Origin of the sequence: Serratia sp. MYb239 (genome assembly GCF_002966855.1) — a bacterium.
GTDB lineage: Bacteria > Pseudomonadota > Gammaproteobacteria > Enterobacterales > Enterobacteriaceae > Serratia_B > Serratia_B rhizosphaerae.
The window spans coordinates 1,696,391-1,720,568 of the sequence record NZ_CP023268.1 but is presented as its reverse complement, the minus strand read 5'-3'; the positions used below and the strand labels follow the sequence as shown (position 1 = coordinate 1,720,568).

Genomic DNA, 24,178 nt, shown 5'->3' with positions numbered 1-24,178 from the left:
GCGGTTCCACGCCCCTGCCTGAACAAAAAATCGGCTAAAAATACGCCTAAATTTGTTAGCAAATATGACTATTTCTGCGTTTTTTTTTAGAGCTTTATCACATCACACTTGTAACTTTCGCGCCACGTTGTAGACTTTACATCGCCAAGGTTGCTCTATAACGCCAGTAAAAAACTGGAGAGTAACAAACGAGGGCACAAACCTTGGCGAAGGAATTTAACCAAGGGCTTAAAAATCAGCTTTAAAGCTCATTGCCTATTTGGATGATAACGAGGCGCAAAATGAAAAAGACAGCTATCGCATTAGCAGTGGCACTGGCCGGTTTCGCTACCGTAGCGCAAGCCGCCCCAAAAGATAACACCTGGTACACCGGTGCTAAACTGGGCTGGTCCCAGTATCATGACGTAGGTTTCTATGGCAACGGCTACACCGGTACCGGTAACGGCCCTATCCATGAAAACCAATTGGGTGCTGGTGCGTTCCTGGGTTACCAGGCGAACCAATACCTGGGCTTCGAGCTGGGCTATGACTGGCTGGGCCGTATGCCTTACAAAGGCAGCGTGAACAACGGTGCTTTCAAGGCACAGGGCGTTCAGCTGGCAGCTAAACTGAGCTACCCAATCGCTGACGATCTGGACATCTACACCCGTCTGGGTGGTATGGTATGGCGTGCAGATTCCAAAGCTAACTTTGGCAATGGCACCCGCATCAGCAACCACGACACCGGCGTTTCTCCGCTGGCTGCGATTGGTGTTGAATACGCACTGACCAAAAACTGGGCTACCCGCCTGGATTATCAGTTCGTTAGCAACATCGGCGACGCAGGCACCGTGGGCGCACGTCCAGACAACACCATGCTGAGCCTGGGCGTTTCTTACCGTTTCGGTCAGGACGAAGCAGCTCCAGCACCAGCGCCAGCTCCAGCTCCAGTTGTTGAAACCAAGCGTTTCACTCTGAAGTCTGACGTTCTGTTCAACTTCGGTAAAGCAACTCTGAAACCAGAAGGCCAGCAGGCTCTGGATCAGCTGTACAGCCAGCTGAGCTCTATGGATCCTAAAGACGGTTCCGTAGTTGTTCTGGGCTACACTGACCCAGTTGGTAAAGATGCATCCAACCAGCGTCTGTCTGAAAACCGCGCTCGCAGCGTAGTTGACTACCTGGTTTCTAAAGGCATCCCTGCAGACAAAATCTCTGCACGTGGCATGGGCGAAGCTAACCAAGTTACCGATAGCTGCGGTTACAAAAACGGCCGTGCTACCAAAGCACAGATCGAGTGCCTGGCACCGAACCGCCGTGTAGAAATCGAAGTTAAAGGCGTTAAAGACGTTGTAACTCAGCCACAGGCTTAAGTTACCTCTTCTTAATAAAAAACCCCGCGCTGCGGGGTTTTTTTTCGTCTGTATCCGGTTAGCGCCACAAAAAAACCGGCGCGCGGCCGGCTTTATCGTTCGCTGCTATCCCTACTCTTCGTCTTTGCCCAGGATCGCTTTCAGATCCTGTTTTAACGACGACATCTGACTGGCATACTTCTCTTTTCGCTCGGCATCTTCAATCAGCTGCACCACCGTTTCCGACAGTGTCACGCCGCGACGACGGGCTAACGCCGCCAAACGCTGCCACACTAAAAACTCCAGATCGATGGATTTTTTACGCGTATGCTGATGCTCGGAATTAAAATGGCGCTTGCGTCTGGCGCGAATGGTCTGTTTCATCCGGTTATCAAGCGCAGGGTTCATATGTGCATGAATCCAGGCCAGGACTTTAACCGGCTCGTTTTCCAATTTCAGCAGCTCGTCAACCGCGTCCTGCGCAGCGCTGTTTTCAATGTAGCGGGTGATAAGTTCCCCTTCCCGGTGCTTCTTCACCAGGTATTTCCATTTCCAACCGCTCTCCAGGTTTTCCAGTTGCTGATATTTCATCGTGAGCTCTTCAGTGACCGCGTAACTTCAATAAGCATAACAGCTTTACGCCGAATTTCCCCGGCAATTAAAACCTCTGACAGACTGTTTTTTACACAGTCGTCGCCCGATGTCAAACTCCCGGACATCAAGCGGCACTCCACTGTATCAAGCTGACGTTATTCTTGTATAATCGCTGTTTCACTTTTTGATAATTGCATCTAACACTTTGACCAATAACCGACTTGAATGGCAATCTTTGTTGCCTGCCGTTGCGCCTTACCAGGCGATATTCGATTCTGCTGCTCAGTTGGCGCCCGTCACCTTTGCTGCGCTGCAGCCCCGGCTGGATAATGCCCTGACGTTATTCTGCCATCCACGTTCTCAACCCCGTTTTATGCTGCTTAAGGCGCAGGAAAACCGTGAATATCTGGCATTAATTGCGAGTGCGGTCACACAGCGCCAGCCACAGCAGCCAAGCTGCCCCGGCAGCCATTACACCGTGCACAACGGTCAGGTTCAGGTAGAGCCAGCCAGCCAGGGCGATGAGCCGTTTGCCGCCGGCGGCGCCTGCATTTTCCAGGAATGGGTTGAGCCTGAACAGTTGTTCGGCTGCGCGCGTCTGCAGCAAGGCAACATTACCCTGGCGCCTGGGTTGATACACCGCGCCAACGGCGGCGTACTGATCCTCTCCGCGCGTACCCTGCTGGCACAGCCCCTGATGTGGCTGCGTCTGAAGCAGATGATCGGCCAACGCCAATTCCAATGGTTCTCCCCGGATGAAACGCGTCCGCTGCCGGTCACTATTCCTCCGATGCCGTTGGAGATGCGTCTTATTGTGGTGGGGGACCGCCTTGGGCTGGCCGACTTCCATGATATGGAGCCGGAAATCAGCGAGCTGGCGATGTACGGCGAATATGAAGAAGAGCTGCAGCTCGCCGACGATGAAGATATGACGCTGTGGTGCGGCTATGTGAATACTCTGGCGGCCGAACGGCAGTTGCCGGCGCTGGCCGCCGACGTTTGGCCCCCTCTGCTGACTCAGGCGATACGCTACAGCGGCGATTGCGCCAGCCTGCCGCTCTCACCGACCTGGCTAGGCCAGCAGCTGTCTGAAGCGTCGCTCTATGCCGAAGAAGGCCTGATTACCGCCAAAGCACTCAATGCCGCCCTGACCACCCGCCAATGGCGCGAAAGCTACCTGGCCGAACGCATGCAGGATGATATCGAGCTAGGCCAGATCCTGATCCAAACCGAAGGCGAAGCGATCGGCCAGATTAATGGCCTGTCGGTGCTGGATTATCCCGGACATCCCGGCAGTTTCGGCGAACCCTCGCGTATTAGCTGTGTGGTTCACCTCGGCGACGGTGAATTCACCGACGTCGAGCGCAAGGCGGAGCTGGGCGGTAACCTGCATGCCAAGGGCATGATGATTATGCAGGCATTTTTGATTTCCGAGCTGGAATTGGATCAACAGTTGCCGTTTTCCGCTTCTATGGTGTTTGAGCAATCGTACGGTGAAGTCGACGGCGACAGCGCTACGCTGGCCGAACTGTGCGTACTGATCAGCGCCCTGTCGCAGCAGCCGATTAACCAACAGATTGCCGTCACCGGCTCCGTCGACCAGTTTGGTAACGTCCAGCCTATCGGCGGCGTCAACGAAAAAATCGAAGGTTTCTTCGACGTCTGTCAACGTCGCGGTCTGACGGGCAAGCAAGGCGTTATTTTGCCAGCGGCCAACGTCCGTCATCTGTGTCTGCGTCAGGATGTGGTCGATGCGGTGCGCGAAGAACAATTCCACCTGTGGGCGGTGGACAGCGTAGCGGAAACCTTGCCATTATTAACGGGTTGCCTCTATACCGATGAACAGCAGCCAAATTTACTGGCGGCGATTCAGGAACGGATAGCGCAGGTGAACCCGCAGGAACGGCAACGTCCATGGTGTTTACGCTGGCTCAACTGGTTTAACCACGGCTGATCGGACTTGTTCGGCGTACACGTGTTCGCTAATCTTCGTCCTTCATTAAAATAAGGTTTACTGAGAACATGGTAGATAAACGCGACTCCTATACGAAAGAAGACCTCGAAGCATCCGGCCGTGGCGAGCTGTTTGGCGCCGGCGGCCCGCCGTTGCCGGCAGGTAACATGTTGATGATGGACCGCGTGGTCAAAATGACAGAAGAAGGCGGCACACACGGTAAAGGCTACGTTGAAGCAGAGCTGGATATCAATCCGGACCTGTGGTTCTTCGGTTGCCACTTTATCGGCGATCCGGTCATGCCAGGCTGCCTGGGTCTGGACGCCATGTGGCAGCTGGTAGGCTTCTACCTCGGCTGGCTTGGCGGCGAAGGCAAAGGCCGTGCGCTGGGCGTCGGCGAGGTGAAATTCACCGGCCAGGTTCTGCCTACCGCGAAAAAAGTGACCTACCGCATCAACTTCAAGCGCGTTATCACCCGTAAATTGATTATGGGCGTAGCCGACGGTGAAGTACTGGTCGACGGTGAAGTCATTTACACCGCCACCGATCTGAAAGTGGGCCTGTTCAAGGACACCACGGCGTTCTGATGGCCAGACGGCGGCTTCCCCGGCCGCCGCACTGCACAAACGCATGCGATACAAGAAAGCCTCGCTTAGCGAGGCTTTTTTAATGCGCAATTACCGCACTACCAATCGCTGCCGTAGTGAAACTCAATCCGCGCCTCAATCATCCCCGGCCTGACCTGGTCATTTAATGAGACCAGCATCGCCTCAAACACCAGCATATCGCCAACCAGCGGGAAGTTCTGCCCCTGTTCCGGAAAGATGGACCTGCCGATACAAGAGAGTCGGATGCCGATATCCGGATGCGACGTGGCAAATAGCGTATCATCCGCCACCGCCCGCGCCCCGCTAAAGTAGCCTACCATCGTCTTACATGCCTGGCTGAACACGATCTGCCCCTGGATAGCCGCAGCGCTGCTGCCGGCCGCACTGAATATCGAGTCAGACACCTTCGCCATCATAATCTCTACGTCGGCCGGGCCAGAAACATGCGGCGGCGCCGCAAAAGGCAACAAACCGCCGCCCAATTCGGGGACGGTCAATGGACTCTCGAGTACTTCCGCGCGAAAACGAATTGATTTAATCGCCATGTTATTTTCCTATCTAAGTTTCCCTTCTCTGTATAAAGCCCCGTTCTCACCAGGCTTTACGCGTTCTCCATCAGGCCGGGGATAGCGTTGACTGCGTTAATTTTCAGCATCGCGCCCCTTACCACCGTCATCTTTTTGTTAGACATTATCACTGCATCATATAAAGCCGACACGGCAATTCACCGTGCAAATCATTGTTATATAATAACTTTGTATGACCTTGATAACATAAAAGGGGAGTTAAGTAAGGGTGGTGAAGCAAATTATTCGGCATTTTTTGCGAGGAGGTGTGGAAAGGCGGTTTAAATGACGATCGCGTACGGTAGCGTTGCCCGGAGGCAGAAACGAAAACCTCCGCGCACCGGCGGAGGTCACTCCTTCTTCATGACAGAGAGCCGCTTAAGCGGTCACAGCCCTGTCTTCCATGGCTTGTCGCCAACCTCCCAGCCAATTGGCCCGGGCGTCTAAAGACTGGTAGGGACAAAGTTCCCTGGAACGCCCTGAAAGACCTGCTTGGTAACCACGGGACTGTGCCCGTTCCAGACGATCTCGCTTCTGTCTCTTCATGCCTCGTTTCCCTCATTCTTGGTCTGCTGGAAAGAAAACAGCGGCCACTTTTTGTGCAGCCACGAATAACCAATAGCGCGATTTGACGTGAAGATCAATGCGCAAATTTCACGCCAGTGTCATATTTGTGAGCTATATACACAGAAATCGCTAAGTGGCTGATAACGCGAGAATCGCACTAATATATTGAAACTTATCAAAAAAACGCCAGCGGGTCATCAAGCAATGAGCCGCTGGCGTTCGCTTAGAGCATTTAAGCTGCACTTATGCCATCAAAAACGACCAAGCTGGGCGGCAATGGTCTGCGCTTCCTGCTGCCAGCCGGTGGCCAGCGTACGAACTAACGCATCATAGCCATCTTCGCTCTGCGTCAGCGCCAGACTAAACGGCCGCTTGATCATCTGTCCGTGGCGGTTCAGCACCCATTCGCCGCGAATAATCGCTTTACCGTCATAGCGACCGTGAAAACCGGTGATCGTCACGTTCAGTACATCCTGATCGCTGCTCATCGGCTGCGAGGAAACCAGCCAGCCCGGCAGCGCATTGCTCAGGTTAGTGACCAATGACTGCTGCAGCTGCTGATCCAGCGGGCTGGCCCACAGGTTGTTCTGACCAATCACGTACTGCACGTCATTGGTCTGATACACCACGCCGTTCTGCGCCAGATAATCCGCCACGCCGACGTGCTCAAGCCACAGCTGGCGCGACGCCGAGGCGACGCTTCCCTGCTGCGCCGGCGCGCTCATCGCCGGCAGCTGATAGTAGGTTTTCTGTGGCGTACTGCTACAGGCGCTGAGCAACAGCGCCAGAGTTACCGGAATCCATTTCATCATTGTTTGGCCTTCTTCGGCTGAGGATCGTCGCTGCTCTTGGCTTCAAACACCAATGCATTGCTCTTGTCATTCAGGGTGCGCAGCACCGGCTGCAGTTCGCGCAATACCTGATCCAGACGCTGCATATCACCCACCATTTTATTGTAGGCAGGAGAACCCGGCTGGAAGCCTTTCATACTGCGGTTCAGTTCCTGCAGCGTTTTCTGCATATCCTGCGGCAGATCTTTCATCGCCTTGCTGGACATAATCTCGTTCAGCGACTTCATGGTTTCCTGCGTTTCACGCATGGTGCGTTGGCTTTCCGCCAGCGTTTTGGTCGCTTCGTTGATCATCGGGTTCAGCGGCATCGCATTGATCTTGTCCAGCGTCTGCATCAGCTTCTGCTGAATTTGCGCCAGGCCACCGCTGGTGGTCGGCAACAGCGGATAACCGAACATTGTATGCGGCCCTTTCCACTCTTTTTGCTGCGGGTAGAAGTCCAGATCGATATACAGCGAACCGGTCAGCAGGTTGGCGGACTTCAGCGACGCACGCAAACCGCGGGACTCGGCGTCCTTCAGATGCTGCTCCATATCGAAGTCTTTACCCAGCTGTTTCTGGAAGCGATCCGGCTCGATGCGGATCAGCACCGGAATACGATAATCGTTGTTCAGACTCTGCTCCAGGCCTTCTTTATAGAACGGCACCTGAGCAACGGTCCCCAGACGGATGCCGCGGAACTCAACCGGCGCGCCAGGCTGCAAACCACGTACCGAATCAGAGAAGAACATCAGGTAATCTTTATGCACGGTATACAGCGAATCCTGGATACTGCGCTGGTTCTCGTACAGCTCGTACACGGATTTCTCTTTCGCCTTCGCGCCGCGCTCCCAGCCCTGCGGTACGTCAAAGCTGACGCCGCCGCTGAACAGCGTAGTCAGCGATCCCATCTCAACCCGCATGCCCTGCGCCGACATGTCGAACGTCACCCCGCTGTCTTTCCAGAAGCGGACATTGGTGGTCACCAACTGATCGTAAGGCGCGGAAACAAACAGCTGATAACGCATGGCGCGAATTTTCGGGTCGAAGTAGCTGGTTTCCACCGAGCCGACGCGATAGCCGCGGAACAGTACCGGATCGCCGGCGTTCAGCTGGCCGGACTTATCGCTGTCGAGCACAATACGCAGCCCTTTGGCATCCGGAGAGGCCAGCGGCGGCGCATCCAGTAATTGGTACTCTTCTTTACCCGCATCGCCCTTGCTGCCAGGCTGTAGCTCAATATAGGCGCCGGAGAGCAAGGTGCCGAGACCGGTGACCCCCTCACGGCCGATTTGCGGCTTCACCACCCAAAAGGCGGAATCCTGACGCAGCAGTTTATTCATGCCGGCGTTGAGCCGCGCCTTCACCAGCACCTTATTCAGGTCGTCGCTCAGCGTCACGCTCTCGACGGTGCCGACATCTACGCTGCGGCTTTTGATTTTGGTTTTACCCGCCTCCAGCCCTTCCGCCGTCGTGGTATATAAGGTCACCACCGGCCCCTGATGGCTGAAATGGTAAAACAGGATCCAGGCGCCGATCAGCGCGGTGACGATCGGAATAATCCACACCGGCGACCAGCGCTTAATCTTTTCAACATCCGCGATGCTATGATTACTTTCCGTCACCTTGCGGCTCCTTCTTTATTGTTTCATTTACGCGATCCCAGCTCAGGCGGGGATCAAACGTCATGGCGGCAAACATCGTGAGGATCACCACCAGGGCGAACAGCAGTGCGCCGGTAGCAGGATAAATACTCATCAACTGTCCCATTCGTACCAACGCCGAAAGTACGGCGATGACAAACACGTCGATCATTGACCAACGGCCAACAAACTCTACGACTTCATAAATCAGGTGCATGCGTTCACTGTCCGCACGCTGTTTTCCTTTAACGTTGGCATCCCAGCACAGCCAGCCGATCGCCAGCATTTTCAGACTCGGCACCATAATACTGGCGATGAAAATCACCATGGCGACCGGATAAGAGCCGTCGCTCCACAGCAAAATCACCCCGGCCATCACGGTAGACGGCATTTTATTGCCCAGCGCTTCCGTCACCATAATCGGCATCAGCATCGCGGGGATATACAGAATAAATGAGGTGATCAGCAGCGCCATAGTCCACTGCAGGCTATTATTGCGCCGAACATGACCCTGCGAGTGGCAGCGCGGGCAACGCAGCTGCTCCGCCGGCAGAATCGCGGTGCAGCAGCGGCAGGAACGCAGCCCCTGGCGCATACCGGTCTTGCCGACCGTGACCGGCTGTGCGACAGGCGGCGCCGCTTCAATGTCCTGCCACAGCCAGCGGCGGTCCACACACTGGAAAGCGCGCACCTGCAACAGGCAGAACAGGCAATAAGGAATAAAACTGGTGCCGATGCCGATATCGCCGTACGCCATCAGTTTGACGAAACTGACCAGCACCCCCGCCAGGAAAATCTCCACCATGCACCAGGTTTTGAACTGGAACAGCACTTTCGCCATCCACACCTTCAGCCCCTGCGGCAGTCTCACCCTGCCGCACAGCAGCATAATCGCCAGCATGCAAAATGTCGGGATCAGTTGGACAAACACCATAAACAGCGTTGCCATGCTGGCGTAATCTTCCGCCACCATCACTTCAGGAATATGGATAAGTTTGATTTCGCTGACGATGCCGGCCACGCGCATATTGACGAACGGGAACAGGTTAGCCACCAGCAGCATAAACAGCGCGCTGAGCGCATAGCCGATCGGCCGTTTACGCGGTTCATCCCAGCGGGTGCTGAGCTGAGTTTTACAGCGTGGACATACCGCTTTGCTGCCATAGGGCAAAGGCGGCATAGCCACCAGCATGTCGCATTGCGGACACAAAATCAGGCCATCTTGCTGCTCGCCGTGCAACGAATGGCTATGCTGCTGGTGATTTTCGTGGGAACACACCATTTTCCTCCTTAACAACATCAACGCTCAATGCTGTAACCCGGCCCGCAGCAGCTCGCGGGCCAGATTGAGCCAATCAGCCGTTTTTCATCGCTTCCAGTTCTTCCCAGCGGGCAAACGCGCTTTCCAGCGCCTGCTCGGCGGCGGCCAAATCGCTCAGCACCTTTTGCGTCTCCTCATGGGGACGCGAGAAGAAATCAGCATCGCTGACTTCGGCCTGTAACGCCTCAATCTCCTTTTCCAGCTGTTCGAGACGCTGCGGCAATTGTTCCAGCTCACGCGTCAAGTTATAGCTCAGTTTGGTCGCAGACTTCTTCGGCTGCTCGGTTTTTTTCTCCGCCGGCTTGCTCTGAGCTACCGGCGCGGCCTGACGGATCGGTTTGGCGGTGGCGCGCTGATGGTGGGCGTCATAATAGCCGCCGACAAAGGCGTTAATCACGCCGTTGCCTTCAAAAATCCAGCACTCGGTCACCGAGTTGTCCACGAACTGACGATCGTGGCTCACCAGCAGTACGGTGCCCTGATAGCCGTCGATCAGCTCTTCCAGCAGCTCCAGCGTTTCTACATCCAGATCGTTGGTCGGTTCATCGAGGATCAGCAGGTTGCTTGGCTTCAGGAACAGCCGCGCCAGCAGCAGGCGGTTGCGTTCACCGCCCGACAGCGCCTTCACCGGCGTCATCGCCCGTTTCGGATGGAACAGGAAGTCCTGCAGATAGCCGAGCACATGGCGTGAACGACCGTTGACCATCACTTCCTGCTTGCCTTCCGCCAGGTTGTCCATCACCGTACGTTCAGGATCCAGCTCCGCGCGGTGCTGGTCGAAATAGGCCACTTCCAATTTGGTGCCGCAGTGCACGCGGCCGCTGTCGGCCTGCAACTGGCCGAGCATCAGCTTCAGCAGCGTGGTTTTGCCGCAGCCGTTCGGCCCGACCAGCGCAATTTTGTCGCCGCGCTGCACCTGGGCGGAAAAATCGCGCACCAGCACTTTATCGCCAACCTGATAGTTGACGTTCTCCAGCTCAAAGACGATTTTGCCGGAGCGCGTCGCCTCTTCCACCTGCATCTTGGCGGTGCCCATCACTTCGCGACGCTCGGCGCGCTCCATACGCAGAGCCTTCAGCGCGCGCACGCGCCCCTCATTACGGGTACGGCGCGCCTTGATGCCCTGACGGATCCACACCTCTTCCTGCGCCAGTTTGCGGTCGAATTCGGCGTTTTGCAGCTCTTCCACCCGCAGCGCTTCCTCTTTGCCCAGCAGATACTGATCGTAATTGCCCGGCCAGGAAACCAGCTTGCCGCGGTCCAGATCGATAATGCGCGTCGCCATATTGCGGATAAACGAACGGTCGTGGGAGATAAAGATGATGCTGCCCTGGAACTCTTTCAGGAAGCCTTCCAGCCAGTCGATAGTTTCAATATCCAGGTGGTTGGTCGGCTCATCCAGCAGCAGCACGCGCGGCGAACTGACCAGCGCGCGCCCCAGCGCCGCCTTACGCAGCCAGCCGCCGGAAAGCGATGACAGCTGCGCTTCGCCGTTCAGCCCCAGCTGCGCCAGCACTTCGGCGATCCGGCTGTCCAGTTGCCACAGCCCGTGGTGATCGAGGATCTCCATGACCTTCGCCATCTTCGCCAGGTTCTTTTCGCTGGGATCCTGCTCTACCTCGTGAGAGATCGCGTGATAGGCTTTCAGGTGTTCGGCCTGTTCGGCCACCCCTTCCGCGACAAAATCAAACACCGTGCCGCCGATATTGCGCGGCGGATCCTGCTGCAGGCGCGCAACAATCAGATCCTGTTCGTAAATCACCCGGCCGTCATCCAGCGGCTGCTCTTTGCCGAGAATTTTCAGCAGGGTGGATTTACCGGCGCCGTTGCGCCCGACCAGACACACGCGCTCGTTGTCTTCGATATGAATTTCGGTGTTGTCCAGCAGCGGCGCATCGCTGAACGACAGCCAGGCGCCGGACATGCTAATTAACGACATAGTAATTATTTTCCTTCGCCGGCATGGGTGACCAGCCAGCAGTTGTGAATCTGACGGTTACGGGCAAAATCCTGCGACAGCGTCTGAGCGGTGATCTCTTTCGCTTCCAGCCCCAATGCCTGCAGCCCGTCCAGATCCATGCGGAAACCGCGCTTGTTATTCGAGAACATGATGGTGCCGTTACGGCGCAGCAACCGTTTTAAATCCGTCATCAGCGCCAGATGATCGCGCTGAACGTCAAAGGTGTTCTCCATCCGCTTGGAGTTGGAGAAAGTCGGCGGATCGATAAAGATCACGTCGAACTGTTCGGCAGCATTATGCAGCCATGACAGGCAATCTGCTTGTATCAATCGGTGCTGCCGGCCGGTCAGTCCGTTGGCGCGCAGGTTTTTCTCCGCCCATTCCAGATAGGTGCGCGACATATCGACCGTGGTGGTGGAGCGTGCGCCGCCCAGGCCGGCGTGGACGCTGGCGCTGCCGGTATAGGCAAACAGGTTGAGGAAATCTTTCCCTTTGCTCATCTCACCCAGCATACGGCGCGCGATACGGTGGTCCAGGAACAGGCCGGTATCCAGATAGTCGGTCAGGTTGACCCACAGCTTGGCGTTAAACTCTTCCACCAGCAGGAACTCGCCCTTCTGCGCCAGTTTCTCATACTGGTTTTTGCCCTTCTGCCGTTCACGGGTTTTCAGTACCAGCTGGTTGGACGGCAGATCCAATACCGCCAGCGTGGCGTTGATCACGTCAAACAGTCGCTGGCGCGCTTTTTGCGCATCGACCGTTTTCGGTGGCGCATACTCTTGCACCACCACCTTGCTGCCGTAGCGATCCACCGCCACGTTATATTCCGGCAGATCGGCGTCGTACAGGCGATAGCATTCAATCCCCTGCTGCTTCGCCCATTTATCCAGCTTTTTGACGTTTTTACGCAGCCGGTTGGCGAAATCTTCCGCCACCTGAATGCCGCCGCTGCCCTGCGGGCTTTCCGCCAGCTGATAGTTTTTCTGCACGCAGTCCAGCGGGCCGTTTTTGGCCTTGTACTGGCGCTCGGCGCGCAGCTGCAGGCAGCTCAGCAGTTCCGGTGAAGCGCTGAACAGCGACAGCTGCCAGCCGCCGAATGCGCTCTTCATAACGCGCCCCAGCATGTTGTGCAGCGCAATCAGCGCCGGTTCGCTTTCCAGGCGTTCGCCATACGGCGGGTTGCTGAGTACGGTGCCTGCCGGGCCTTCCGGCAGCGGGTTGTGCAGCTTGCTGACGTCATTGACGTTAAAAGTAATCAGTTCAGCGACGCCGGCACGGCGGGCGTTGGCGCGCGCCATGTCAATCACCCGGCGATCGATATCCGAACCGAAGAAGCGCGAGGTCGTTTCCTGCAGTCCGCGGCGGGCGCGCACCTGCGCTTCCGCCACCACTTCACGCCACAGCTCGGCGTTGTGGCCGTTCCAGGCGCTGAAGCCCCAGTGCTGGCGATGCAGCCCCGGTGCGCGGTCGGCGGCGATCATCGCCGCTTCGATCAGTAAGGTGCCGGAACCGCACATCGGATCCAGCATCGGCGTGCCCGGCTGCCAGCCGGAGCGCTGCACGATCGCCGCCGCCAGGGTCTCTTTCAGCGGCGCCTGGCCGGTCAGATCGCGGTAGCCGCGCTGGTGCAGGCCTTCGCCGCTCAAATCGAGCGCCACGCTGGCCATATCGCGCTGCAGGAAGACGTTTATCCGGATGTCCGGCTGCTGTTTCGCCACGGTCGGGCGCTGGTCGATTTTGCGGGTAAAACTGTCGATGATGGCGTCTTTCACTTTCAGCGCGCCGTACTGGCTGTTGCGGATCTCTTCGTTCACGCCGCTGAAGTGGACGGCGAAGGTTTTATCCACGCCGAAAATCGACATCCAGTCAATCGCCTGCACGCCAAGGTAGAGATCCAGATCGCTGTGCACGCGGAATTCATTCAGCGGCAGCAAAATGCGTGAAGCCAGGCGGCTCCACAGCAGACTTTGGTACAGAAGACGATCGTCGCCTTGAAAATGTACCCCGCCCTGCACGACTTTACAGGCGTGGGCGCCAAGCCGCTCCAGTTCGCTTTTTAACAGTTCTTCCAATCCACGCGCTGTGCTAGCAAACAAAGAGTTCATATCGTACTTATCACCAAAAAGAAAATTGTTGCGCATTATAGCTAATCCGCACCGCTTGTCATAAAGTTGCTCCTCCCTATTTACAAAACCCACGGAGGCAAGGGTGATCACGCTTTCTCGGCTTTACGTCCATCCGGTGAAATCTTTACGCGGTTTACAGCTCTCCCACGCCCAGGTGGCGAACCACGGGCTGGCGTTCGATCGCAGCTTTATGATCACCAGCCCCGACGGAACCTTTATCACCGCGCGGCAATATCCGCAGATGGTGCTGTTCACGCCGGCGCTGCTGGCGGACGGCCTGTATCTGACGGCACCCGACGGCGACAGCGCGACGATTCGCTTTGACGACTTTGCCGCCGAGCAGCAGCCGACCGAAGTGTGGGGCAACCATTTCACCGCCCGGGTGGCGCCGGCGGCCATCAACCAGTGGCTGAGCGGCTATTTCCAGCGAGACGTACAGCTGCGCTGGCTCGGGCCGGAACTGACCCGGCGCGTCAAAAAACACCCGGAGGTGCCGCTGTCTTTTGCCGACGGCTATCCGTTCCTGCTGATTAATGAAGCCTCATTCCGCGATCTGCAGCAGCGTTGCCCTGCCGGCATCAAGCTGGAGCAGTTCCGTCCGAATCTGGTGGTGAGCGGCGCAGCGCCCTGGGCCGAAGACGGCTGGCAAGTGATCCGCGTGGGCGAGGTGATGTTCGATCTGGTCAAACCGTGCAGCCGCTGCGTGCTGACGACCGTCAGTACCGAACGCGGACGCAAGCACCCGAGCGGCGAGCCGCTGACAACGCTGCAGGGCTTCCGCACGGCGGATAACGGCGATGTGGATTTCGGTCAGAATATGATTGCCCGCAACAGCGGTATTATCCGCGTTGGCGACGCGGTAGAGGTCTTGTCGAATAAACCACCGCGTCCTTACCACGCCGGCAAGGTGGCCGAAAAGGTGCAGGCGCCGCAAAACCAGGCGCAAAGCCTCACCATCGACTATCAGGGTCAGGTGTTTAGCGGCAACAATCAGCAGATTTTACTGGAGCAGTTGGAACAGCAAGGCATCCGCGTTCCCTACTCCTGCCGGGCGGGGATCTGCGGAACCTGCCAAATGACGCTGGTCAAAGGCGAAGTGGCACCGCTGACGAAAAGCGCGCTGGCGAATGACGGCACGATTCTGTCCTGCAGCTGTATACCCAAAAGCGATCTGACGTTAAGTTAGGCTCAGACCGCTCTGTCGTACGCCGGGGCGGTATCGGCATCGTGCGAATAGGGTTTCAGGCGGTCGTGCATCACCTTGATGGCGTCGCCGAATGCCATGGTGCGTCCTGCTACCGTCAGTTGGCCCTGCGCCAGTAAACACAGGCTGGCGTTATCGCCGGCTTCCACCACCAGCAACCGCGCGTCATGTCCGCTGTCCATCACTTTCACCGCCACCAGCTCGCCGTTTTTCGGCTGCAGCGGGAAATGCTGCTGGGCAAAATGCCAGCTCTTCGGCATCAGCGGCTTGAGGAAACGGTAGGCCACCAGCGCATTCAGCACCAGCTCCGCGCGCTGCTCATGGCTGAGTTTGGTGCGTTTGCACTGCTCTTCATAGGTAAAGTACAGCGCGGCGTCCTCAACGCAAAACGCGCATTCGTCAAATGCATCCGGCGTCAGCATCTTGGCCGGAAAACGCGAACGAAAGATCATCCCGTTGGCCAAATCAAGCATCAGCCGGTCGTGTTCGGCGTCGAAATACCAACGCCAATTATCGTCAGGTTTTATCTTCATCGTTTGTCCTTTATCGCCACTCGCCAACGAATATGCCCGGCACAAAAAGAAGCCGCGCTCGCTATGCGCCGCTTCTCGCCTCAGGCATATAATTTACCCCAAAGGGTGATTCTACCACCTAAAATCTTGCCTAAACATCGGATAATTCCGCGAACGATATTTAGGCTAATGAACAAAATATAGACGAGCCGGGGGAATAAATAAACCCCCGACAAGGTCTGAAAGGAAAAAAATATTAGATATGGTTAACGATATCTTTAATCAAACGCGGACCATGGTAGATAAAGCCGGAATAAATTTGCACCAGCGTCGCCCCCGCCGCTATTTTTTCTCGCGCGGCGGTCAGAGAATCAATTCCGCCGACGCCGATAATCGGCAGCTTGCCCTGCATTTCCTGCGACAGGCGACGGATCACCTCGGTGCTGAGCGACTGGACGGGACGGCCGCTCAGCCCCCCCATCTGCTCGCAGTAATTTAATCCCTGCACCAGTTTACGATCCAGCGTGGTATTGGTGGCGATGACCCCATCAATATTATGGCGAACCAAACTGTCGGCAATTTGGATCAACTCTTCCTCAGAAAGATCCGGCGCGATCTTTACCGCTACCGGCACATATTTGTGATGGCGCTCATGTAACTCCGCCTGCTTATTTTTAACCGCTGCCAAAAGATCGTCCAGCGCTTCACCATACTGCAGGGATCTTAATCCCGGCGTATTCGGTGAAGAGATGTTGATCGCAATATAACCGGCATACGGATAAACTTTATCCATACAGATCAGATAATCGTCTTTACCCTCTTCTACCGGCGTATCTTTATTCTTGCCGATATTAATCCCCAGGATGCCGCCAAAATGGGATTTTTTGACGTTCTCAACCAGGTTGTCCACACCGTGGTTATTAAAGCCCATGCGGTTAATAATGCCTTCAGCTTCAACAATGCGGAACAGCCGCGGCTTGTCGTTGCCCGGCTGCGGGCGCGGCGTCACGGTGCCGATTTCAATAAAACCGAAGCCCATCGCGCCCAGCGCGTCGATGCATTCGCCGTTTTTATCCAGACCGGCGGCCAGCCCTAGCGGATTCTTAAAAGACAGCCCCATACAGGTTACCGGTTTGGTCGGCACCGACTGGCGCACCAGAAATTCGAAAGGGGTGCCGGTCACACGGCGCAGTTGCTGGAAGGTCAATTCATGCGCGCGCTCTGGATCGAGCTGGAACAACGCTTTCCTGATGAGGGGGTAGTACATGTACTCTCCTGATTTCCCGGTTATCCCCAAGATGCGGAAGTGGCCGCCGCATCCCGAACGCTATTGGGTTAGTTACAAACCGGGGGCATATTATCCGGGATCCCCGACGTAATTGGAATTGATTCCGCGCAAAAAAGGCGTTTTTTACGCAACCGTTTTCCCGCCGCTCCCGCCGCACATCGCCAATGCGTATTTCCGCATAACCAAAGCCAAAAATGAGATTTAAAAAACCGGCCGCTTTGCTGTTAGCTTTAAAACACTTACTCATCTTTTACTCATTAAACCTAACTTTTAGTTATAAGGATTGGTTATGCACGTTATAACCCTGGCCGGCAGCCCGCGCCTCCCCTCCCGTTCTGCGGGGTTACTGAATATTGGCCAACAGTGGCTGCAGCGCCGCGGCGTTGAAGTGACGCCCTACACCCTGCATGACTTCGACGCGGAAGACTTGCTGCGCGCCAACTTCAACAGCCCGACGATTAAAACTTTTGCCGCCCGCCTGGCGCAGGCCGACGGGCTGCTGATCTCCACCCCGGTGTATAAGGCATCGTTTTCCGGTGCGTTGAAAACCCTGCTGGATCTGCTGCCCGAACGCGCGCTGGAACACAAAGTGGTGCTACCGCTGGCCACCGGCGGCTCTATCGGCCACATGCTGGCGGTGGATTATGCCTTAAAGCCGGTGTTATCGGCGTTAAAAGCCCAGGAGGTATTGCACGGCGTGTTCGCCGATGACGGCCAACTGACGTCACAGGGCGAGCGGTTAACGCCCAGCGATGCGGTGGCGCTGCGGCTGGAAGAGGCGCTGGACAACTTCTATCTGGCATTGAGCCGTCGCCAGCCTGCGCCTTCTCCCGCGCCAGAGCTGCTGCCGGCGCAATCCTGACCCTGGCGATTAACACCACCATAAGGAAAATAATGATGACGCGATTTTCTTCCTGGCGCCGCTGGCTGCACACCACGTCGCTGACGGCCATTCTGGCGCTGGGCGTTGGTGCCCACAGCGCCATGGCCGATCCCGGCCCCCAGCAGCTGCGCATCGGTTACCAAAAAGGTTCCGTCAGTCTGGTGCTGGCAAAAAGCCACCGTCTGCTGGAGCAGCGTTTCCCGGATACCAAAATCAGCTGGACCGAATTCCCCGCCGGGCCGCAAATGCTGGAGGCGTTGAACGTCGGCAGTATTGATGTCGGCAGCACCGGCGATATTCCGCCGATCTTTGCGCAGGCCGCCGGCGCCGATCTGCTGTACGTCGGCGTCGAGCCACCCAAGCCTAAGGCGGAAGTGATTCTGGTGCCGGAAAACAGTCCGATCCATGACGTCGCCGAGCTGAAAGGGCATAAAGTCGCCTTTCAGAAAGGCTCCAGTTCGCACAACCTGCTGCTGCGCGCCCTGCAGCAGGCCGGCCTGAAATTTACGGATATTCAGCCGGTATACCTGACCCCGGCAGACGCCCGCGCCGCCTTCCAGCAGGGTAACGTCGACGCTTGGGCGATTTGGGATCCCTACTACTCTGCGGCGCTGCTGCAGGGCGGCGTGCGGGTGCTCACCGACGGCAGCAAGCTCAACCAGACCGGCTCGTTTTATCTGGCCGCCCGGCCGTATACCGAAGCCAACGGCCCGTTTATTCAGCAGGTGCTGAAGGTGCTGACGCAGGCTGACGCGCTGTCCCGCAGCGATCGCGAACAGAGTATCACCCTGCTGGCCAAGACCATCGGCCTACCGCAGCCGGTGATCGCCGCCTACCTGGATCATCGGCCGGTGACCACCATTACGCCGCTCAATGCTGACACCATCAAAGCCCAGCAGCAAACTGCCGATCTGTTCTATGCCAACCGTCTGGTGCCGGTAAAGCTGGATATTTCACAACGCGTCTGGCACCCCAGCGCCCAATAATTGAGGAGAGCTTCTTATGAGTCTGAATATCTTTTGGTTCTTGCCCACTCACGGCGACGGCCACTATCTGGGATCAAGCGAAGGAGCGCGCAGCGTCGATCATGGCTATCTGCAGCAGATCGCTCAGGCAGCAGACCGCCTGGGGTTCGGCGGCGTCCTGATCCCGACCGGACGTTCCTGCGAGGACTCCTGGCTGGTGGCGGCGTCGCTGATCCCCGTCACGCAACGGCTGAAATTCCTGGTGGCGCTGCGTCCCGGCATTATCTCCCCGACGCTGGCGGCGCGGCAGGCGGCAACGCTGGATCGCCTCTCCAACGGCCGCGCGCTGTTTAATCTGGTCACCGGCGGCGACCCGGACGAACTGGCGGCCGAAGGGCTGCACCTTAACCATGAGGAACGCTATGAAGCCTCGGCGGAGTTTACCCATATCTGGCGTCGGGTGCTGGAAGGTGAAACTGTCGATTTCAACGGCAAGCATATTCAGGTAAAAGGCGCCAAACTGCTGTTCCCGCCGGTGCAGCAGCCGCGACCGCCGCTCTATTTCGGCGGATCGTCGGCTGCCGCGCAGGATCTGGCCGCCGATCAGGTGGAACTGTATCTGACCTGGGGTGAGCCGCCGGAGCAGGTGAAACAAAAACTGGACGAGGTGCGCGCCAAAGCCGCAGCCAAAGGACGCAAAGTGCGTTTCGGCATCCGCCTGCACGTGATCGTGCGTGAAACCAACGAAGAGGCCTGGCGCGCCGCCGATCGTCTGATCGCCAATCTTGACGATAAAACCATCGCCGATGCGCAGCAGGCGTTCGCCCGCTTCGATTCGGTTGGTCAGCAGCGCATGGCGGCGCTGCACGGCGGCAAGAAAGATAACCTGGAGATCAGCCCGAACCTGTGGGCGGGCGTCGGTCTGGTGCGCGGCGGCGCCGGCACCGCGCTGGTGGGCGACGGCCCGACGGTGGCGCAGCGCATCCAGGAGTATGCCGATTTAGGCATCGACACCTTTATTCTTTCCGGCTATCCGCATCTGGAAGAGGCCTATCGCGTAGGCGAACTGCTGTTCCCGCATCTGGACGTCGCACAAAACGCCGCGCCGACGCCGCTGCGTCCGGTCACGCCTCAGGGGGAAGTCATCGCCAATATCTACGCGCCGCAGCGGGCGTCGCAAAGCTAAGGAGCATGCTATGAGCCATCGCACACAACGTCTGCTGCACCGTCTGGCACCCTGGGTCCTGCCGATCGCCCTGCTGGTTTTCTGGCAGATCGCCGTCGAAGCCGGCTGGCTTTCCAACCGCATTTTACCGGCACCCAGCGCCGTGGCGACGGCGTTCTGGACGCTGACGCAAAACGGTGAGCTCTGGCAGCACCTCACCATCAGCAGCTGGCGTGCGCTGATCGGTTTTAGCATCGGCGGCAGCCTTGGCTTACTGCTGGGCATGATCAGCGGCCTGTCCCGCTGGGGCGAACGCCTGCTGGACAGTTCGGTGCAAATGCTGCGCAACATTCCGCATCTGGCGCTGATCCCGCTTGTGATCCTGTGGTTCGGCATTGATGAATCGGCCAAGATTTTTCTGGTGGCTCTCGGCACCCTGTTCCCGATTTATCTCAACACCTATCACGGCATCAAGAATATCGACCGCGGCCTGTTGGAGATGGCGCGCAGCTATGGCCTGAGCGGCTTCCGCCTGTTTACCCAGGTGGTGCTGCCCGGCGCGCTGCCTTCCATCATGGTCGGCGTGCGTTTTGCGCTGGGGCTGATGTGGCTGACGCTGATCGTCGCCGAAACCATTTCGGCCAATTCCGGCATCGGCTATCTGGCGATGAACGCACGCGAATTTCTGCAAACCGACATTGTGGTGGTGGCCATCGTGCTCTACGCCCTGCTCGGCAAACTGGCGGACGTCAGCGCACAGTGGCTTGAGCGCCTGTGGCTGCGCTGGCACCCGTCTTATCAACTGAAACAAGGGGATGCATGATGACGACGCCAACCCGAATTCCTCAGGGGACTCCCGTCACCCTGGAGTCCATCGCTAAACGTTACGGCAACCGCACGGTGCTGGATAATCTGCAGCTGCGCATTAGCGCCGGCCAGTTCGTCGCCGTGGTCGGCCGCAGCGGCTGCGGTAAAAGCACCCTGCTGCGTCTGCTGGCCGGGCTGGAAAACGCCAGCAGCGGCGCATTGCTCAGCGGCAGCGCGCCGTTAAGCAGCGTTAAAGAGGATACCCGGCTGATGTTTCAGGATGCACGTCTGCTGCCGTGGAAAAAGGTCATTGATAACGTCGGCCTCGGTCTGCGCGGCGACTGGCGCAATGCGGCGCTGCAGGCGCTGACGGCGGTCGGCCTGGCGGAACGGGCCGACGAGTGGCCGGCGGCACTCTCTGGCGGCCAGAAACAGCGGGTCGCCCTGGCCCGTGCGCTGATCCACCGGCCGCGTCTGCTGTTGCTGGACGAGCCGCTGGGCGCGCTGGATGCACTGACGCGTATCGACATGCAGGGGCTGATTGAAAATCTGTGGCAACAGCATGGCTTTACGGTGTTGCTGGTCACCCACGACGTCAGCGAGGCCATTGCCCTGGCGGACCGCGTGATCCTGATTGAGCAAGGGCGCATCGGCCTGGATATGGCGATCGATCTGCCGCGACCGCGCCGCAAAGGCTCGGCCAGGCTGGCCGAATTGGAGGCACAGATTCTTGAACGGGTGCTGTCGCCGGCAACCGCTGCGGAACCGGCGCGCCGGGCAGCGAACTGATTTTCCTGCCGCTAAAAAAAACGCCCGATGGTCACATCGGGCGTTTCTATCATACCGGGCAACCACAGCCCGACAAATTAGGCATCTAACGCCTTGCTAATCTTCTCAAACAGATCGCCGGACAGGTTTTCCAGCCCTTTCAGCTGTTCCAGCGCTTTACGCATCAGCGCCTGACGGCCGGCGTCATAACGCTTCAGACGGATCAACGGTTCAATCAGACGCGCCGCCACCTGCGGGTTGCGCGTGTTGAGATCGCTGAGGATTTCCACCAGGAACTGGTAGCCACTGCCGTCAGGCGCATGGAACGCCGACGGGTTCGCCGAGGCAAACGCTCCCACCAGCGAACGGGTGCGGTTCGGGTTGCTCAGGCTGAACGAACGGTGCTGCAGCAAGCCGCGCACCGTGCTCAGCACGTCAGCCGCCGGGCTGGTGGCCTGAAGGACAAACCACTTATCCATCACCAGACCATCCTGGTGCCAGCGTTCGTCGAACGCCGTCATCAGCGCGTCGCGGCAAGGCAACTGTGCGCCCATCGCCGCCGCCAGTGCCGCCAGCGAGTCGGTCATATTATCCGCCTGGCGGAACTGCGCAGCCACCAGCTTATCGGCCTGCTGCACATCGCCAAAGGCCAGATAGTGCAGGCAGGTATTGCGCAGCGCACGTTTGGCGATATCACCATGCTCAACGCGATAGCCGTCGGTTTTATTGGCATGGTATACCGCCAGCCACTCGTCGGCCATCTCCTGCGCCAGGCAGCGGGTGATCGCTTCATGCACCGCAGCGATCGCATCCGGATCGATTTCGCTGAACAGCTCAGCCATCTCATTTTCCGTCGGCAGCGTCAGGATCTGTGCGGCCAGCGCCGGATCCAGTTTCTCATCCAGCAATACCGCCCGGAACGCATCCACCACGTGCAACGGCAGCGACAACGGCTGTTGCTGCTGATGTTTGGCCACATTCAGTTTGATGTAGGTCGCCAGCAGGCTTTGCGCCGCATCCCAACGTGCGAAGTCGTTGCGTGCATGCTGCATCAGGAAGGTCAGTTGCCCGTCGCTGTACGGATAGTCCAGCTTCACCGGCGCGGAGAATTCGCGCAGCAGCGACGGTACCGGACGCTGCTCAACGCCGTCAAAAATAAAGGTCTGCTCCGCCTCGGTCACGTTCAGCACGTTATTAACCGGCAGGCCATCCTTCTGCAGCGCAATCACGTTGCCTTCAGGATCGTACAGCTCAATATCCAGCGGAATATGCAACGGCTGCTTCTGCGGCTGATCGGCGGTCGGTGCGGTATGCTGGCTGACCTGCAGACGGTACTGCTGCTGCTCGGCGTCGTAATCATCACGCACCGTCAACAATGGCGTGCCGGACTGGCTGTACCAACGGCGGAACAGGGACAAATCGACATTGGAAGCATCTTCCATCGCCTGCACGAAATCGTCACAGGTCGCCGCGCTGCCGTCGTGACGTTCAAAATAGAGCTGAATCCCCTTCTGGAAGTTCTCCTCACCCAGCAGCGTGTGCATCATGCGGATCACTTCAGAGCCCTTCTCATACACCGTCAGGGTATAGAAGTTGTTCATCTCGATCACTTTGTCCGGACGAATCGCGTGCGCCATCGGGCTGGCGTCTTCCGCAAACTGCGCGCCGCGCATTACGCGCACATTATCGATACGATTGACCGCCCGCGACCCCAGATCCGAACTAAACTCCTGATCGCGGAATACCGTAAGGCCCTCTTTCAGGCTGAGCTGGAACCAGTCGCGACAGGTAACGCGGTTGCCGGTCCAGTTATGGAAATACTCATGCCCGATCACCGCTTCAATATTCAGGTAATCCTTATCGGTCGCGGTTTCCGCTTTCGCCAGCACGTATTTGGAGTTAAAGACGTTTAACCCTTTATTTTCCATTGCGCCCATATTGAAGAAGTCCACCGCGACGATCATATAGATGTCGAGGTCGTACTCCAGGCCGAAACGGGTCTCGTCCCATTTCATCGAGTTCTTCAGCGAGGTCATCGCCCAGTCGGCGCGGTCAAGATTGCCGCGATCGACAAACAGTTCCAGCGCCACCTCACGCCCTGAACGGGTCACGAAGCTGTCGCGCAGCACGTCGAAATCGCCGGCGACCAGTGCAAACAGATAGCAGGGTTTCGGGAACGGATCCTGCCAGTGTACCCAGTGGCGACCATCGTCCAGTTCGCCTTCGCCGATGCGGTTGCCGTTGGACAGCAGGAACGGATAACGCTGCTTATCCGCCGTGATGCGGGTGGTGAAGCGCGCCAGCACGTCCGGACGATCCAGATAGTAGGTAATGTGACGGAACCCTTCCGCCTCGCACTGGGTGCACAGCGCCTCGCCGGACAGATACAGACCTTCCAGCGCGCTGTTCTGCGCCGGGTGAATATCGTTAACGATGGTAATAGTAAATTGTTCTGGCAAACCATCAATGAGTAGCTGGTTGTCCTGTAGGCGATACGCCTCCCAGGGTTGCCCGTCAATTTGCAGACTCACCAGCGTCACATCTTCACCGTCCAGCACCAGCGGTGCGCCAGCAGCGCCCTGACGTTTCACTTTGCTGACGGCGGTGACGCGCGTGGTGTCGGCGTGCAGATCAAAATCCAAATCAATGTCGGTGATGGTGTAATCCGGCGCGCGATAATCATGGCGATACTTCGCCTGTGGCTGTTGTGTCATACAAACCCTTTGACGTCTCAGTGAGTAACGGATAACGGACCGCGATTCGCCTGCTCGGCACGGCGCGCTAGCGCCCAGCGTAGCCGCGGCCCGGATTGTAAATAAACTGTATCACAGCCACGGAAAAAACCCAGAGACCACCACCTCCGGACGAGAGAAATGCGCAGCGGATCATCCTCTGTCAGCGGCTGTTGGCCAGTCTGACGGCACGCAAAGACAAAAACAGCACGTTATGCTAATAATCTCACCATGCGCAGCCATTCGTTCAGGTAAATCCGCCGGCGGGCAGGCAATCATTGTATAAACCACGCCGCCTGATTGTTTATCGGTATTATTTTCCGATCCCGATGATTAAGATGATTAAACACATGCGCC

20 protein-coding genes are annotated in these 24,178 nt (G+C 57.4%); 9 read left to right on the top strand and 11 right to left on the bottom strand.

The features are described from left to right. The first annotated feature begins 281 nt into the window (after positions 1-281). Positions 282-1,349, top strand: coding sequence for a porin OmpA (ompA, locus tag CLM71_RS08115; RefSeq protein WP_105230555.1), 1,068 nt, complete (start codon positions 282-284; stop codon positions 1,347-1,349). Positions 1,350-1,460: 111 nt separating this feature from the next. Here the strand turns inward: ompA and matP are convergent, their stop codons facing one another. Then, positions 1,461-1,919, bottom strand: coding sequence for a macrodomain Ter protein MatP (gene matP, locus CLM71_RS08110; protein ID WP_105230554.1), 459 nt, complete (start codon positions 1,917-1,919; stop codon positions 1,461-1,463). Between the two features lie 208 nt (positions 1,920-2,127). Here matP and CLM71_RS08105 point away from each other — a divergent pair, with 208 nt between their 5' ends. Together CLM71_RS08105 and fabA are read left to right on the top strand one after the other, a co-directional pair. Next, positions 2,128-3,876 carry a Lon protease family protein gene (locus tag CLM71_RS08105; RefSeq protein ID WP_199776401.1) on the top strand — a complete coding sequence of 583 codons (1,749 nt, stop codon included), beginning with the start codon at positions 2,128-2,130 and terminating at the stop codon, positions 3,874-3,876. Between the two features lie 68 nt (positions 3,877-3,944). Further along, complete coding sequence (fabA, locus tag CLM71_RS08100) at positions 3,945-4,463, top strand: bifunctional 3-hydroxydecanoyl-ACP dehydratase/trans-2-decenoyl-ACP isomerase (protein WP_015671798.1); 519 nt, start codon at positions 3,945-3,947, stop codon at positions 4,461-4,463. A gap of 98 nt (positions 4,464-4,561) precedes the next feature. Here fabA and CLM71_RS08095 read toward each other — a convergent pair whose 3' ends face one another. The 7 genes from CLM71_RS08095 to rlmKL form a co-directional block, all read right to left on the bottom strand. After that, positions 4,562-5,029 (bottom strand): hypothetical protein, encoded by a 468-nt coding sequence (locus tag CLM71_RS08095; RefSeq protein WP_158684791.1) that lies wholly within the window; start codon positions 5,027-5,029, stop codon positions 4,562-4,564. A gap of 399 nt (positions 5,030-5,428) precedes the next feature. Then, positions 5,429-5,596, bottom strand: coding sequence for a ribosome modulation factor (rmf, locus tag CLM71_RS08090; RefSeq protein ID WP_004964703.1), 168 nt, complete (start codon positions 5,594-5,596; stop codon positions 5,429-5,431). 272 nt (positions 5,597-5,868) lie between these two features. Next, positions 5,869-6,429, bottom strand: a complete 561-nt coding sequence (gene pqiC, locus CLM71_RS08085) for a membrane integrity-associated transporter subunit PqiC (protein WP_105230551.1) — start codon at positions 6,427-6,429, stop codon at positions 5,869-5,871. Beyond that, entirely contained in the window at positions 6,426-8,072 is a 1,647-nt protein-coding gene (pqiB, locus tag CLM71_RS08080) for an intermembrane transport protein PqiB (RefSeq protein WP_105230550.1), read from the bottom strand. Before pqiB ends, pqiC begins: the two co-directional genes overlap by 4 nt. Then, positions 8,059-9,369: a membrane integrity-associated transporter subunit PqiA gene (gene pqiA, locus CLM71_RS08075; RefSeq protein ID WP_370447002.1), complete on the bottom strand. Its 1,311-nt coding sequence runs from the start codon at positions 9,367-9,369 to the stop codon at positions 8,059-8,061. The genes pqiB and pqiA overlap by 14 nt, the downstream gene beginning before the upstream one ends. A 76-nt stretch (positions 9,370-9,445) precedes the next feature. Next, complete coding sequence (locus CLM71_RS08070) at positions 9,446-11,350, bottom strand: ABC transporter ATP-binding protein (protein WP_105230549.1); 1,905 nt, start codon at positions 11,348-11,350, stop codon at positions 9,446-9,448. A gap of 5 nt (positions 11,351-11,355) precedes the next feature. Next, positions 11,356-13,476, bottom strand: coding sequence for a bifunctional 23S rRNA (guanine(2069)-N(7))-methyltransferase RlmK/23S rRNA (guanine(2445)-N(2))-methyltransferase RlmL (gene rlmKL / locus CLM71_RS08065; protein WP_105233257.1), 2,121 nt, complete (start codon positions 13,474-13,476; stop codon positions 11,356-11,358). Positions 13,477-13,579: 103 nt separating this feature from the next. Between rlmKL and CLM71_RS08060 the strand changes: the two genes are divergently transcribed. Further along, a complete protein-coding gene (locus CLM71_RS08060; RefSeq protein ID WP_105230548.1) occupies positions 13,580-14,683 on the top strand; it encodes a YcbX family protein in 1,104 nt (367 codons plus the stop codon). 2 nt (positions 14,684-14,685) lie between these two features. On the opposite strand, the gene CLM71_RS08055 is transcribed toward CLM71_RS08060, so the two are convergent. Beyond that, entirely contained in the window at positions 14,686-15,234 is a 549-nt protein-coding gene (locus CLM71_RS08055) for a cell division protein ZapC (protein WP_105230547.1), read from the bottom strand. Positions 15,235-15,469: 235 nt separating this feature from the next. Next, complete coding sequence (pyrD, locus tag CLM71_RS08050) at positions 15,470-16,480, bottom strand: quinone-dependent dihydroorotate dehydrogenase (RefSeq protein ID WP_105230546.1); 1,011 nt, start codon at positions 16,478-16,480, stop codon at positions 15,470-15,472. Positions 16,481-16,790: 310 nt separating this feature from the next. Between pyrD and ssuE the strand changes: the two genes are divergently transcribed. From ssuE to ssuB, 5 genes are read left to right on the top strand one after another with little or no spacing between them, the layout of a single operon-like run. Then, positions 16,791-17,363 carry an NADPH-dependent FMN reductase gene (ssuE, locus tag CLM71_RS08045; protein ID WP_105230545.1) on the top strand — a complete coding sequence of 191 codons (573 nt, stop codon included), beginning with the start codon at positions 16,791-16,793 and terminating at the stop codon, positions 17,361-17,363. Between the two features lie 32 nt (positions 17,364-17,395). Then, entirely contained in the window at positions 17,396-18,370 is a 975-nt protein-coding gene (locus CLM71_RS08040; protein ID WP_370446979.1) for a sulfonate ABC transporter substrate-binding protein, read from the top strand. Positions 18,371-18,386: 16 nt separating this feature from the next. Next, a complete protein-coding gene (gene ssuD / locus CLM71_RS08035) occupies positions 18,387-19,535 on the top strand; it encodes an FMNH2-dependent alkanesulfonate monooxygenase (RefSeq protein WP_105230543.1) in 1,149 nt (382 codons plus the stop codon). Positions 19,536-19,545: 10 nt separating this feature from the next. Beyond that, the gene (gene ssuC, locus CLM71_RS08030; protein WP_105230542.1) at positions 19,546-20,337 is read left to right on the top strand and encodes an aliphatic sulfonate ABC transporter permease SsuC; all 792 of its coding nucleotides are present in this window, start codon (positions 19,546-19,548) and stop codon (positions 20,335-20,337) included. Then, on the top strand, positions 20,337-21,110 hold the full coding sequence (gene ssuB / locus CLM71_RS08025) for an aliphatic sulfonates ABC transporter ATP-binding protein (RefSeq protein WP_105230541.1): 774 nt from the start codon (positions 20,337-20,339) through the stop codon (positions 21,108-21,110). The genes ssuC and ssuB overlap by 1 nt, the downstream gene beginning before the upstream one ends. A 77-nt stretch (positions 21,111-21,187) precedes the next feature. Here ssuB and pepN read toward each other — a convergent pair whose 3' ends face one another. Next, positions 21,188-23,803, bottom strand: a complete 2,616-nt coding sequence (gene pepN, locus CLM71_RS08020) for an aminopeptidase N (protein ID WP_105230540.1) — start codon at positions 23,801-23,803, stop codon at positions 21,188-21,190. Positions 23,804-24,178: the final 375 nt, after the last annotated feature.